The following is a 13,036-nucleotide window of genomic DNA, read 5'->3' on the forward strand; positions in this document are numbered from 1 at the left end:
GTCGGCGGCGCCCGAGTGCGTCTGGCTCTAAGCGTTCGCGGTCGTGGGAAACGAGTCGGCGCCCGTCGCGCCGAGCGTCCAGATGTTGCCGCTGCCGTCGAGCGCGATTGTGGTGGCGTACTGATCGCACAGGTTGCCGCTGCCCACCTTGGTGCCGCCGACGAAGATCGAATACAGGAGCTTGGTCCCGACCGAACTCAGCTTACTGACGAACGCCGCCGAGTATGGATCGTTCCCGGCGCCCTGGCAGCCGCCGGCGAAAGTGAAGGTCGGCTGCAAAGCCGTCGCGGCCGTTACCGGGTAATCCTGGGAATGGGTTTGACCAGTGACGAAGACGTGGCCTGACGCATCGACCGTCAATCCCAGGACCCCGCCGTAGGGAGCGCTGCTGGTCCCGCCCAGCAGCGTGGACCACATCAGCGACGCCGCGCCTGTCTTCGTCAGGTCGAATTCCGCTACGAAACCGTTGTCCGCGCCCTTGATGGTCCTTTGAAACGTGCCGGCCGTGGTTGGGAAGGTGCCATTGGCGCGCACTTCGCCGCCGACCCATACGTGTCCGCTGCCGTCGGTCGCGATTCCCGCTCCGCCTTCGTTGGCGCTGCCGCCGAGGAAGGTGGAGTAGACCAGGTGAGAGCCGTCGGGGCTGAGCTCGTAAAGAAAGGCGTCTGAACTGCCGCCGCCGAACGTGGGCTGGAAGGCCGTTGCGGTGACCGGGAAGTCGCCCGAGGAAGTCGTGCCGGTGACGTATGCGTTCCCGGCGCCGTCAACCACGATACGCTGTGCGCAATCGCCAAAGAATCCCACGCCGCAGGTTCCGCCCTTGTCCGGGGTTCCGCCGACAAAGGTCGAATACAGAAGCACGCCCGCCGGACTGAGCTTGGTGACGAACGTGTTGTAAATCTCGGAGCCGAGGTCCGCACGCATCGTTTGGAAGGCATTGGCGCTCACCGGAAAAGCGGTCGAGGCAGAGTAGCCGGGCCACGTAGGTATTGCCGGCCCCGTCAACCGCGATCGCTTCACCCCGATCGTCGTGGATACCGCCGAGATAGGTCGCGTACAGGACCGGCGGGTCGATCACCAGCGGGCGGCGATGATCGTACGCCGCCACCGCCAACCCGACGCGATTGGCGCTTTCAAGCGTGAAACGGGCGCCGACCGCGATCCGTTTGCCGCCGGCGTGCTGATATGCAAACGGCGGTATCTCGCGCATCGGACCCGCCGCAGTATCGATCAGAAGCGCGCCGTCGCTCGCGATCCGCAGCCCCCGCGCGCCGCTTAAGCCCATCCGGATCGCGCCCGGGTCCGCTCCCGGCGCGATCACGAACTCCTGCTCGAGGTCGCGGCCCACTCCGTAAAGCCTCAGATCGACCCCCTGCCAGATGCCGCGATACGTGATCAGCCGGTAGCTCTTGACCCCGGCGAGCCATCGCGAGGAATCCGAACCGTGGATGTAGCCATAGCTCGTCGGCAGTTCCATCTGCGGCTCGAGCTTCACCGCGGGATTGGCGTCAAGAAAGTTTTCCGTTACGACCGCTCGCTCAAACTGGCTGTGCGACATCGCGGCCAGATCTCCACCGTCGGCCGCGACCGGACGCACCTCGGGAGCAGCGGCGCCAGAGGTCTTGTGCGCGAGGTCAAACACCACGCCTTTGCGCGTGAGCCAGAACGTCGCGTTGCCGCGCCGCGCATAGAAGGCGGCGCGCGCGTCAACCTGACCGCGGTTATCGATGAAGCCGGGAGGCGCCTTCTTCATCGCGTCGATCGCGCGCGAGCGCGCCGCCGGGTCGGCATTCGCCGAACCGGCGGGGCTGCCGCCGTCGGCCGACGACGCGCGCCCAAAGTCCGCGGCGGGCGCCGGATAGTTAGCGACAACGGTGATTCGCTTCTCCGAAGTCGGCCCACGGTCGGCAGCGCCGACGGATGCCGGAGAAAGGACCATGCCCGCCGTCATTGCCGTCAGAAAAATCGCGAATCCGGCAAGATGCTTGCAGATGCTCAAAACCCGATGCGAAGGCGTGGCCTGTGTCATCTGAACCTGCTCCAGAGTGCAGTGGATTGAAAGCTGTAAGTAAGATTAACCGTTCAAAGGAGAAAATATCAATCAAAAGCAGATTTTACGGTTAGTTTGCTTAACAGGGCGCGGATGCGCCTCAGAACTGAGCTTCGGCACTCTTTTCGTTGGCAGGATTGCTTTGGGTGGGGATTCGCGCCCACTCTCGGCCGAGAAATCAGGGCGACGTTGAGGGACCGCCGGGAACCGCGTTATCGGGAGCGTTGTCAGATGGTGGCGGCGTGCCGCCCCGCATCCTTTGCTGCTCGAAGTGCTGCAGCAGTTGCTGGACGTTCTTGACCTCGTTGATGCGCCAGCGGCCGTTCTCGCGCGCCATGCGGATGTTCCATTCCACGCCCTTGTTGTCGCGGAAGTCGGTCCACGCCGTATCGCCCGAACGATGTAGCATCACGATCGATCCGAGCACGGCCGCGCCCGGCATCTGGAGTTGTCTCGCGCCGCTGTTCACCTGTTGCGTCGCCCATTGCTGAATCGTGGCGGCCAACGGCGCGCTCAGGAAGTCCACCGCGCCCTTGCCGACCAGCGCCGCGATGACGTCGTTGCCCTTGGCGTTCTGCTGCAGCATCTCGTAGCCGGCGTTTTTGACCACGCTTGGAAAGTCAACGAAGCTCGCGGCGGTCGCGCCGTCGCGCTGGTCGATCGCCAGCTTCAGCTGATAGATGGCGTAGGACGGTGTGGCCGGAACGTAGAACACGGCCCACAGGGCGACGGCGATTGCCGCCAGGACTCCGATCGCGTGGCGCGAGACGAAACCCATACTGGTTATTGTGCGTCAGCCGTCGGGCACTGTCGAGGCGGACAGCACTTGCGCGCCGCTGTGGGACGGGCGTTACCGCGGACTTCCGGAGCGTGCCTCCGGCCGCCTCAGGTATGCGAGAGCAGCGAGGCGGCCGCGCGATCGAGCAGCCAGACGACCTCGCCATTGGGCGGGTCGATAATCTGCGCGGGAAAGCGGTCGGGGTCGTGCGGTCCCTCGAGAGCGTTCTTGACCGCCTCCGCCTTGCCCTTGCCCTCGACCAGGAACATGACGCGCGCCGAGTTGTTGAGCACGGGCGGAGTGATCGTGACGCGATGGCGTTGAGGGGCGTCGACCTCGACCGCGACCACGAGCCGCTCGCGCTCGTGCAGCGCAGGATTTCCCGGAAACAGCGATTCGACGTGGACATTTTCGCCGAGACCGACAAGGATCAGGTCGAACCGGGGAAATTCACCCTTGCCGATCCCGAAGGAGGCCCGCAGCTCTTCGGCATAGGCGCCCGCGGCCTGCTCGGGCGGATCTTCCCCGCGGATGCGATGAATCTGCTCGGGACGCAGATCCAGCCGGCTGAGCATCGTGCGGTTTGCCATCCCGAAATTGCTCGCCGGATCGTCCGGCGGGACGCATCGTTCGTCGCCCCAGAAGAACTGCACCTCCTTCCAATCGACGCTGAGGCGGAAGCGCTCGGCGAGCAGCGCGTAAGTCGCCGCGGGCGTCGATCCGCCGGTGAGACAGAGGGTGAACTCGGCATGCATGCAGATCGCCTCGCCGGCGAAATGCGCGATCTCCTCTGCTGCGTGCACATACAGCGACTGCGCGTCGTCCAGGATGATGAGTTTCGGTTCGGCCATGAGAATCCGCTCGGATGGTGTTTATCGGAAAATTAACCTAAAGCGCGCGGGGCGCGCCAGCGGCGGCGAAATCACCGGAACGCAAGAGCGCGGCCGATCGCCGGCGGCGGTGGCTTCGCTCCGCTTCGCGTGCGGCCGCGATACTTCAATTCATCGCGCGAGCAGCCTGAGCGCGCGCTCGACCGCGTTCTCCACCGTGAAGCCGAAGTGCTTGAATACGTCCTGGTACGGCGCCGACGCGCCGAAGCTCGTCATCCCGAGCACGTCGCCCTCAAGCCCGACCCATCGATACCACGGCATCGTCGCCGCCGCTTCGATGGCGAGGCGCCGGCGAATCGCGGGCGGGAGGACCGAATCGCGATAGGCCGCGTCCTGCTTCTGGAACACTTCCATGCTCGGCATGCTGACGACGCGCACCGCATGGCCGCGCTTTTCGAGTTCGTCTTTCGCGCCGAGCGCGAGATGCACTTCCGAGCCGCTGGCGATCAGGATTAGCTCCGCGGTGCGGCCCCGGGTCTCGCTGAGCACATAGGCGCCGCGCATCAATTCGCGCGCCGGCGCCATCGCGGTGCGGTCGAGCGTCGGCAGCTTCTGCCGGGTGAGCGCCAGCAGCACCGGACCACCCCGATGCGTCATCGCGGCGCGCCAGGCCTCGGCCGCCTCGTTGGCGTCGCACGGGCGAATCACGGTGAAATTCGGAATCGCGCGCAATCCCGCGAGCTGCTCGACCGCCTGATGCGTAGGGCCGTCTTCGCCGAGCCCGATCGAATCGTGAGTGAAGACGTAAATCACGTGGACACCCATCAGCGCCGCCAGCCTGAGCGAGGGCCGGCAATAGTCGGTGAAGATGAGAAAGCTCGAACCGTAGGGGATGAAGCAGCCGTGCAGCGCGATCCCATTCAGGATCGCGGCCATCCCATGCTCGCGTATGCCGAAGTGCAGGTTGCGGCCGGTATGGTCGTGGCGCTCGAAGTCGCCGCCGTCGACGACGTCGACGAAGGTCGATTCGTTGAGGTCGGCCGCGCCGCCGAACAGGTTCCAGACCTTCTTCGCGATCGCCTGCTCGGCACGCGAGCCCGACTCGCGCGTGGCCAGTGTGTCCTTCGGCGTGAACTGCGGTAGCTCGGCGTCCCATCCCTTGGGCAGCTCGCCGGCGAGCATCGACTTGAATTCCGCGGCTTCGCTCGCATGCGCCCTGGCGTAGCGATCGAAGCGGGCGTTCCAGTCCGCCTCGAGTTCGCGGCCGCGCGCGCCGCAATCGCGAAAATGCTTTAGCGCTTCGTCGGGAACGTAGAATGGCGGCTCCTCGGGCCATCCGTAGAAGCGTTTGGTGAGCTTGACCTCCTCCGCGCCTAGCGCCTGCCCGTGCGCCTTCGAGGTGTCCTGCCGATTGGGGCTCCCGTAGCCGATATGCGAGCGCACGCGGATGAGCGACGGGCGGTTCTCCTCGGCGATCGCGTTTTCGATCGCGCGCCCAACCGCCGCCAGGTCGTTGGCGTCGTCCACCCCCTGCGTGTGCCATCCATAGGCGTTGAAGCGCTCGGTCACGTTTTCGTCGAAAGACAGGTCTGTGCCGCCGTCGATCGTGATGTGGTTGTCGTCGTAGATGAGGAGCAGGTTGCCGAGGCCCAGATGTCCGGCGATCGACGCCGCTTCGCTTGCCACGCCTTCCATCAGGTCGCCGTCGCCGCAGAAGCCGAAGATACGATGGTCGAACAGTCCGGAGTGGTCGCGTTCGAAGCGCGCGCGCAGATGCGCGGCCGCGATCGCCATTCCTACGGCATTGCCAACGCCCTGGCCGAGCGGCCCGGTCGTGGTTTCGACGCCCGGCGTGAGGCCGTACTCGGGATGGCCGGGCGTAATGCTCTCGAGCTGGCGAAACCGTTTGATCTGCTCGAGCGGCAGGTCATGGCCGGTCAGATGGAGCATCGCGTAGAGCAGCATCGATCCGTGCCCGTTGGAGAGCACGAAGCGGTCGCGTCCGAACCATTTCGGGTTGGCCGGGTTGTAGCGCATGAAGCGCGTCCACAGGAGATAGGCGATCGGCGCCATCCCCATCGGCATTCCGGGATGGCCCGAGTTGGCCTTTTGCACCGCATCGATCGCGAGCACCCGGATCGAGTTGATGCACAGTTGATCGAGATTCCCCTCCGGGCTCTTGATTTGTGTTGCGCGAACCACGATGACTCCGATTGTTGTCGGGGACGGCCGCTGCGGGCCGCCGCGGTTTCATCTTAAACTTTAACTTGAACTCCGCGCGGGACGCCCCCCTCGCCGCGGCGAACTACCACTTGGAACCGTCCTCGTCGCCGGGGTCGCCCGACTTGTGCCGCATCAGCTTGACGGTTTCTTTTGCGGCGCCCTTGTCGCCCTGCTTGAGCGCCTCCGTGAACTTCTGCGCGACCATCCGCATCAACGCGCCCTCTGCGGGATCAAGTTCGCCGGCGATCGCGGCCAGGCGCTCCATCGCGCTCCTCAGCTGTTCCAAGGAATCCGCCAGGTCGCCGCGCTCGCGGCTGGCCACGGCGGCGCGCAGGCGCTGGCGGAGTTCCGCGACGGCCGGCCGCGCCCGCTCTCCGATGGTGACTTCGAGTTCGCCCAGGTTGTCCGCGAGTCTGATGAAGGCGTTGAGCGATGTGTCGTCGGAGAGCGCCACCACTCAATTTTTCACCTCATTACGCTCGCGTTGCAAGGAAAGCGAAAGCCTGCGCCGCGGCGGCTCGCGAAAATCGGCGGAATCGAGTTCCGTGGACCAGCCGCGCAGCCTGTCTATTGATTGTCGATAGAGCTGTCGATGGCGCCGCGCGCCGGTGATATAGAACTGGCGCTGCTTTTGATACAAGATTGAACGTTACAACGACCTCCTTAGGAGCATCGCGCTTAGATGAGACGCATCGGCGATCGCCGCGTGGTGATAACCGGCCTGGGCCTGGTCACGCCGCTGGGCACGGGAATCGAAAAGAACTGGGAAGCATTGATGGCCGGTCGCTCGGGCATCGGTCCGGTAACCCGCTTCGACGTTTCCGACTTCGCCGCCCGCATCGCGGGCGAAGTGCGCGACTTCGATCCCCACGACTGGATCGAGAAGAAGGACGTCAAGAAGATGGACCTCTTCATCCAGTACGCGGTGGGCGCGGCGGAGCAGGCGATGCGCCAGTCGGCGCTCAAGATCGACGACAGCAACGCAGACCGCATCGGCGTGCTGGTGGGAGTGGGCATCGGCGGGCTGCTGACGATCGAAGAAAACCATCTGCTGTTTCTCGACACCCGGCTAAAGCGGATCACGCCGTTTTTTATCCCCAAGCTCATCAGCAACCTGGCGCCCGGACAGATCGCGATCCGCTACGGCGCGCGCGGCATCAACCTCGCCACCACCAGCGCCTGCGCCTCGGGCAGCCACGCCGTGGGCGAGGCCTACCGCATGATCCGCGACGGCTATATCGACGCCGCGATCACCGGCGGGGCCGAAGCCGCGCTGACCTCGCTCGGCATCGGCGGCTTCATCGCGATGCGCGCGCTGTCCACGCGTAACGATGCGCCCGAGGCCGCCAGCCGTCCCTTCGACGCGGAACGCGACGGCTTCGTGATGTCCGAGGGCGCAGCGGCGCTGATCCTCGAGGAGCGCGAGGCCGCGCTCGCGCGCGGCGCCAATATCCTGGCCGAGATCGCCGGCTACGCCGCCAACGGCGACGCCTATCACATGACCTCACCTTCGCCCGAGGGACAGGGCGCCGCGCGCTGCATGATGCTGTGTCTGCAGGACGGTGAGCTTGACCTCAATCAGGTCGATTACATCAACGCGCACGGCACCTCCACGCCGCAGGGCGACACCGCCGAGACCCAGGCGATCAAACGCGTCTTCGGCGAACGCGCGGCCAAGATCGCGGTGAGTTCGACCAAGTCGATGACCGGCCATACGCTCGGTGCAGCCGGCGCGATCGAGTCGGTTTACACGGTGCTGGCGATCGGGCGCGGGATGGTGCCGCCGACGATCAACTACGAACATCCCGACCCCGAATGCGATCTCGACTACGTGCCCAATCGGCCGCGGCCCGCTAAGATTCGCATCGCGCTGAACAATTCATTCGGCTTCGGCGGTACCAACACGACGCTGGCTTTCAAGCCGGCGGTCGAGCTTAGCGGGAAGTAACACGATGGGATCGCGAATCGTCGCGACCGGACGCGCGTTGCCGCGCACCGCGGTCAGCAATCATGATCTTGCGCGGATCGTCGACACCTCCGACGAGTGGGTGCGCACCCGCACCGGGATCGCCCGGCGCTACGTGATGTCGAGCGGCGAGTCACTGGTCGATATCGCCGCCGCTGCGAGCACCACCGCCCTCCAGCGTGCCGGCATCCGGCCCGCCGAGCTCGACGCGATCATCGTCGGCACGGTCTCCTCCGAATACGGCTTTCCCTCGTTCGCGTGCCAGCTCCAGCATCGCCTCGGGCTCGATACGATTCCGGCCTACGACGTCGCCGCGGCGTGCTCGGGTTTCGTCTATGCGCTGAGCGTGGCCGACAACGCAATGCGCGCGGGCGATTACTCGCGCGTTCTGCTGGTCGGCACCGACGCGCTCTCGACGATGGTCGACTGGAACGATCGCGCGGTCTCCGTGCTGTTCGGCGACGGCGCCGGGGCGGCGGTGATGGTTTCCGAGCCGGGGCCGCGCGGCGTCCTTGCGAGCCTGCTGCGCTCCTCGGGCGAGTACTGGCACCTGCTCTCCGTGCGATCGACGGGGGTGCGCGCGACGCTCGACTCCGAGGTGCGGCGCTCGCCTGACGATGCGATCAAGATGAAAGGACCGGAGTTGTTCAAGCTCGCGGTGCGCTCGATGGCTGACGTTACGCAGAAAGTGGCCGAGCGCGCCGGCATCAGCATCGCCGACGTCTCGCTGATCGTTCCTCACCAGGCCAACATCCGCATCCTTAACGCGGTTGCCGAACGCCTGGGCGTCCCGCATGAAAAGGTCTTTACCAATATCGATCGCTACGGCAACACCTCGGCGGCGTCGGTGCCAATCGCGCTCGACGAAGCGCTCGAAGCCAACCGCATCCACGACAACGACCTGGTGATGCTCAACGCGTGCGGCGGCGGGCTTACCTGGGGCGCCAACCTGTTGCGGTGGTAGGCCGCGCGCCCGTGCTCGCGGCGGTGTCCGCGGCGCTCTGACGCTCATTCGTCCAAGGCTTTCGCGTGGACTCGCTGGTGAGCTAGAAAGAGTGCGCGAGAGGGCCACGGCGGCAGCCGGAATAGGTATCTGAAAGCGATACTTTAAGTTGAAGATGACCGGGATTGCCGCGCCTGCAGCTCCCCGCGAAAGGCGGCAGGACTCTTGATGCTCGAAGGCGTGGTGCCGTGGCCGGAGCCGGCCGCGGAGCTCTATCGAAAGCTGGGCTACTGGCGCGGCGAGCCGATCGGCGATCGCTTCGACCGCTCGGTCGCCGAGAACGCGGCGCGCCTGGCCGTGGTGGACGGCGAACGGCGCGTCACCTATCGAGAGCTGGGCGCGGCGGTCGAGCGGCTGGCGCTTCATTTCGCGGAGCGCGGCGTCGCCTACGGCCGGCGCGTGATCTTTCAGTTGCCCAACAGTTTCGAATGCGTCGCCGCGTATTTCGCCTGTCTGAAGACCGGCGCGATTCCGGTCGCGACGCTACCGGCCCATCGCCACACCGAGATCGGCCATCTTGCGCGCTTCACCGACGCCTGCGCATGGCTCATCCCGGCCGAGTACCGGCGCTTCGACTACGTCGGGATGGCGGCCGAGTTGCGCCCCTCCCTGCCGTCGATGCGCGAGGTGTTCGTGAGGGGTGCGCGCGCGGAGGCCCGGATGACGCTGCTCGGGGACCTGCTCGACGATCCGATCGAAGAACGGATCGCGCCCTCGGCGCTCACGCAGCTTCGCCCTCGCGCCGGCGAAATCGCAGTGTTCCAGCTTTCGGGCGGCAGCACGGGGCTGCCGAAGGTGATCCCGCGCACGCACGACGACTATCTCTACAATTCGCTACGCCTGGCCGAATGTCTGGGCTTCGAACGCGACGGTGTCGCGCTGATCGCGATCCCGATGATGCACAACTTTCCGCTGCTCGCCGCGGTGCAATCGGGAATCCTGATGGGCGCCAAAATCGTGCTTGCACCGTCGCCCGAAGCCGAGACGGTCTTCCCGCTGATCGAGCGCGAGCGCGTGACCTGGATTTGCGCGGTGCCCGCGATGGCGGTGAGCTGGCTCAACGATCCGCGCTTTAAGCGGACGGATTTCTCCTCGCTGCGATCGATGGCGGTCGGCGGCCAGCGGCTCAATCCCGAGCCCGCGCGGCGTATCCTCAGCGAAATCGGCCCGGTGGTGACGCAGGTTTACGGGATGGCCGAGGGGCTGTGTTGTTCGACTCGGCGCGGCGATCCGGAAGAAGTGATCGTCAACACCCAGGGCCGCCCGATTTGCGAGCACGACGAGCTGCGCATCGTCGGCGACGACGGCCGCGAGGTCGCGCCGGGCGAAGTCGGCGAGCTGCTGTGCCGCGGGCCCTACACGCCGCGCGGCTACTACCGCGCCGAAGAGCACAACCGCGGCGCGTTCACCCCCGACGGCTTCTACCGCACCGGCGATCTCGTGATGATGCATCCGAGCGGCAACCTGGTCATCGAAGGACGGCGCAAAGACGTGATCAATCGGGGGGGCGAGAAAATCAGCGCCGAGGAAATGGAAGACCTCGTGCTGTCGCATCCTGCGGTCGCCAATGCGGCGATCGTCGCGATGCCCGACGAGGTGATGGGCGAGCGCGCCTGCGCGTACGTGGTGCTGCGCGCGGGGCAGAGCCTGACCTTCGCGGAGCTCGCGCGCCATCTCGAGGCGCGCCGCATCGCCCGCTTCAAGATTCCCGAGCGGCTCGAAATCGTCGAGCGGTTTCCGATAACCGCGGTCGGCAAGATCTCCAAGAAGGATTTGCGCGCGGACATCGTGGCCAGGCTCGCGCGCGCGGCCGGCGAAAAGAAAGCGGGAGGCGGCTTCTAAGCCGCAGAACTTCGATGAGCGCAATCCTGGATGAAATCCGCGCCGCCTACGAACCGCTGGGTATGGCGGTCGAGGGCGTTGCCACTTACGGCACCTACTACCGGCTCCGATGCGCGCGATGCGGCGCGGCGCTCGGATGCGTCGGCGACAAGCTGTTGCCCGGGATGGCGCGCGAACTGGCCGACGGCGAAATGGATCTTTACGCAGCCGGGCTCGCCGGATGCGTTTGCGGCTTTCAGGCCGAACGCGCCGGCGCGATCGATCCCGCGCGCGCCGCTGCGGCCAGAGCCCGTTTTGCGTAAGACGAGCGCGCCGGGCTAGATTCAAGCGAGCAGCCGCGGGAGAGGTATCGGAATATGGCACCTGGCGATTTGACCTCGCACGGTTCGGAAGACATCGCTCTGGAAGATATTACGCATGACGAAAGCGGCGGCCGCGCCGAACGCGGCGAACGGGTCCGTGGCGGCGGGCTCTGGCCGTTCTGGACGGATATTTACGCGCAGGGCGATCCGCTGCCCGACCTCTCCTGCAAGGTCGATCGTCCCGAGCATAACTTCGACGAGGGCGACGAACTGCCCGAGGATTGTCGCGCGCTGCTGATGAAGATGCTGCGTCACGAAGGCGAGCGCGCGGGCAACAAGAGCTTTTTGGGCCTGATGGGCACGTGTATCGAGGCGGCGGAGACGTTCGCGCCCGATCCAGCGGCGCGGCTCATCAAGTCGGAATATCTGGCCGAAGAACTCAAGCACGCGATCATGTTCCATCGGATCGCCGTCGGCCTCGATTCGGACTTCGCGCTCCGCGACGTGCCCTACGCGCACTACGCGTTCCATCTGCCCAAGGACACCTGGGCCGACGACGCATTCTTCCACTTCCTGATCGATCTCAACGGCGCTTTCCATGCCCGCGACTGGCGCGAGTCGAGCTATGTGCCGCTGCGCAAAATTTCGCGCACGGTCGAGCGCGACGAGTTCGGTCACTCCGAGATGGGCTACTATTTTCTGAGCGCGATCTGCGCCGAGCGCCGCGGCCGGGCGCTCGCCCAGGCGTTACTGCCGAAATGGTACTCGGCGGCGCTCGATATGTTCGGGCGCTCCGATTCGCCCAACACGCCGCGGTTTATCCAGTGGGGCCTGAAGAGCGTGGGCAATTCGGAAATCCGCGCGGCGTACAAGGAATATGTCGATCGCAAACTCCTCGCGCTCGGCCTAGATCTTCCCGACGAGCGCCAGGGCCGCCGCTTCCTCTGATCGGGTTGCGCGGATTGCGCCGGCGAATCCTCGGTGCGAAGCCATAGCGGCGAGTCCGCGAATGCAAACCGGTAGATACAGATCTGTGGATGCAAGCGCGTACATGATCGACGAGTTGTTTAGACGCCGCGCGCTCATTGTGGTCGGCAAGGGCGGCGTCGGGCGCACGAGCGTGAGCGGCGCGCTTGCGATGATGCGCGCGGGCGCGTCGTCCCGCGTGCTCGCGATGGAATACGACCGGCTAGGCGCGCTCGCAACCGCGATCGGCAGCAAGCCCGCTCTCGACCCGGTGGAAGCCGGGCCCGGCCTCTGGACCGTAATTCTCGACGGGGCCCATCAACTCGAGGAATATCTCACGACCGTGGTGCCCGGCCGCGCGATGCTCAAAGCGGTCGTCAACAGCGGCGCATACCGCTACTTCGTCGAAGCCGCGCCGGGTTTGCGCGAGCTGATCATGGCCGGGAAGATCTACCACGAACTCGAGTACCGGCCGCCCTCGCCGCCGTGGGACATGATCGTGCTCGATGCTCCGGCGTCGGGCCAGGCGATGAGCGTGCTGCGGATGCCGTTAGTCGCGCGTGAGATGTTCGGCGCCGGGATTGTCGGAGGCCTCGCCGATCGGGTCGCCCGCTTGCTCCGCGATCCCGCGCGATGCGGCGTGGTGCTTGTGACCTCGTCTGAGCCGCTCGCGATCGGCGAAACGCTGGAGACGCACGCCGCGCTCAAAAGCCTCGGCCTCGATGTTGCCGCGTTGATCTTCAACCGCACGCGCCGGCCGCGTTTCGACGCGGCGGCCGTCGCGCGGCTGACGCGCCGTCCGGCACTGCGCGCCGCGCCGGCACTTCGCGACGGCCTTGCCGCGCTTGCCCAGGATGAACTCAAGCGCGCCGTGGGAGAGCGGCGCGCGCTCGAGCTCGTGCGCCGGCGCGTCGGAGCGCCGGTAATCGAGCTTGCCGAATGCCCGGGGGCGGCCGGGCTCGCGCTGATACGCGAGCTGGCGTGCCAGCTCGCGGCGCTGCGCGCGGCCGAAGTCCGCGCGCAGGCGCCGGCAGGTTCGGCACTCCCCCAATCGCCCGGCGCGGCGGATGCCGGCG

At 66.0% G+C, this 13,036-nt stretch carries 12 protein-coding genes; 6 read left to right on the forward strand and 6 right to left on the reverse strand.

Features of this window, described 5'->3' with window-relative positions:
• Window positions 1–27 precede the first annotated feature (27 nt).
• The 6 genes from VMI09_12170 to VMI09_12195 all read right to left on the reverse strand — a co-directional run bounded on the left by VMI09_12170 (window position 28) and on the right by VMI09_12195 (window position 6,335).
• Window positions 28–804 carry an SBBP repeat-containing protein gene (locus VMI09_12170; protein HTQ25445.1) on the reverse strand — a complete coding sequence of 259 codons (777 nt, stop codon included), beginning with the start codon at window positions 802–804 and terminating at the stop codon, window positions 28–30.
• Window positions 764–2,029 (reverse strand): hypothetical protein, encoded by a 1,266-nt coding sequence (locus tag VMI09_12175; GenBank protein ID HTQ25446.1) that lies wholly within the window; start codon window positions 2,027–2,029, stop codon window positions 764–766. The genes VMI09_12170 and VMI09_12175 overlap by 41 nt, the downstream gene beginning before the upstream one ends.
• Window positions 2,030–2,228: 199 nt before the next feature.
• Entirely contained in the window at window positions 2,229–2,828 is a 600-nt protein-coding gene (locus tag VMI09_12180; GenBank protein ID HTQ25447.1) for a DUF2939 domain-containing protein, read from the reverse strand.
• Between the two features lie 107 nt (window positions 2,829–2,935).
• Window positions 2,936–3,679, reverse strand: a complete 744-nt coding sequence (gene pgl, locus VMI09_12185) for a 6-phosphogluconolactonase (GenBank protein ID HTQ25448.1) — start codon at window positions 3,677–3,679, stop codon at window positions 2,936–2,938.
• A gap of 150 nt (window positions 3,680–3,829) precedes the next feature.
• A complete protein-coding gene (gene tkt / locus VMI09_12190; protein ID HTQ25449.1) occupies window positions 3,830–5,860 on the reverse strand; it encodes a transketolase in 2,031 nt (676 codons plus the stop codon).
• Between the two features lie 103 nt (window positions 5,861–5,963).
• Window positions 5,964–6,335: a hypothetical protein gene (locus VMI09_12195; protein ID HTQ25450.1), complete on the reverse strand. Its 372-nt coding sequence runs from the start codon at window positions 6,333–6,335 to the stop codon at window positions 5,964–5,966.
• 228 nt (window positions 6,336–6,563) lie between these two features.
• Here VMI09_12195 and fabF point away from each other — a divergent pair, with 228 nt between their 5' ends.
• The 6 genes from fabF to VMI09_12225 all read left to right on the forward strand — a co-directional run.
• Window positions 6,564–7,829, forward strand: coding sequence for a beta-ketoacyl-ACP synthase II (gene fabF / locus VMI09_12200; protein ID HTQ25451.1), 1,266 nt, complete (start codon window positions 6,564–6,566; stop codon window positions 7,827–7,829).
• Window positions 7,830–7,833: 4 nt separating this feature from the next.
• Window positions 7,834–8,811, forward strand: coding sequence for a beta-ketoacyl-ACP synthase III (locus VMI09_12205; GenBank protein ID HTQ25452.1), 978 nt, complete (start codon window positions 7,834–7,836; stop codon window positions 8,809–8,811).
• 207 nt (window positions 8,812–9,018) lie between these two features.
• Window positions 9,019–10,692 carry an AMP-binding protein gene (locus VMI09_12210; GenBank protein ID HTQ25453.1) on the forward strand — a complete coding sequence of 558 codons (1,674 nt, stop codon included), beginning with the start codon at window positions 9,019–9,021 and terminating at the stop codon, window positions 10,690–10,692.
• Between the two features lie 14 nt (window positions 10,693–10,706).
• Window positions 10,707–10,994: a hypothetical protein gene (locus tag VMI09_12215; protein ID HTQ25454.1), complete on the forward strand. Its 288-nt coding sequence runs from the start codon at window positions 10,707–10,709 to the stop codon at window positions 10,992–10,994.
• A 54-nt stretch (window positions 10,995–11,048) separates the two neighbouring features.
• Window positions 11,049–11,942: a Phenylacetic acid catabolic protein gene (locus VMI09_12220; GenBank protein ID HTQ25455.1), complete on the forward strand. Its 894-nt coding sequence runs from the start codon at window positions 11,049–11,051 to the stop codon at window positions 11,940–11,942.
• An 85-nt stretch (window positions 11,943–12,027) separates the two neighbouring features.
• Window positions 12,028–13,036: ArsA-related P-loop ATPase (locus VMI09_12225; GenBank protein HTQ25456.1), on the forward strand; the 1,009-nt coding region annotated here is incomplete at its 3' end.

Source organism: Candidatus Binataceae bacterium (assembly GCA_035500095.1).
Lineage (GTDB): Bacteria > Desulfobacterota > Binatia > Binatales > Binataceae > JAKAVN01.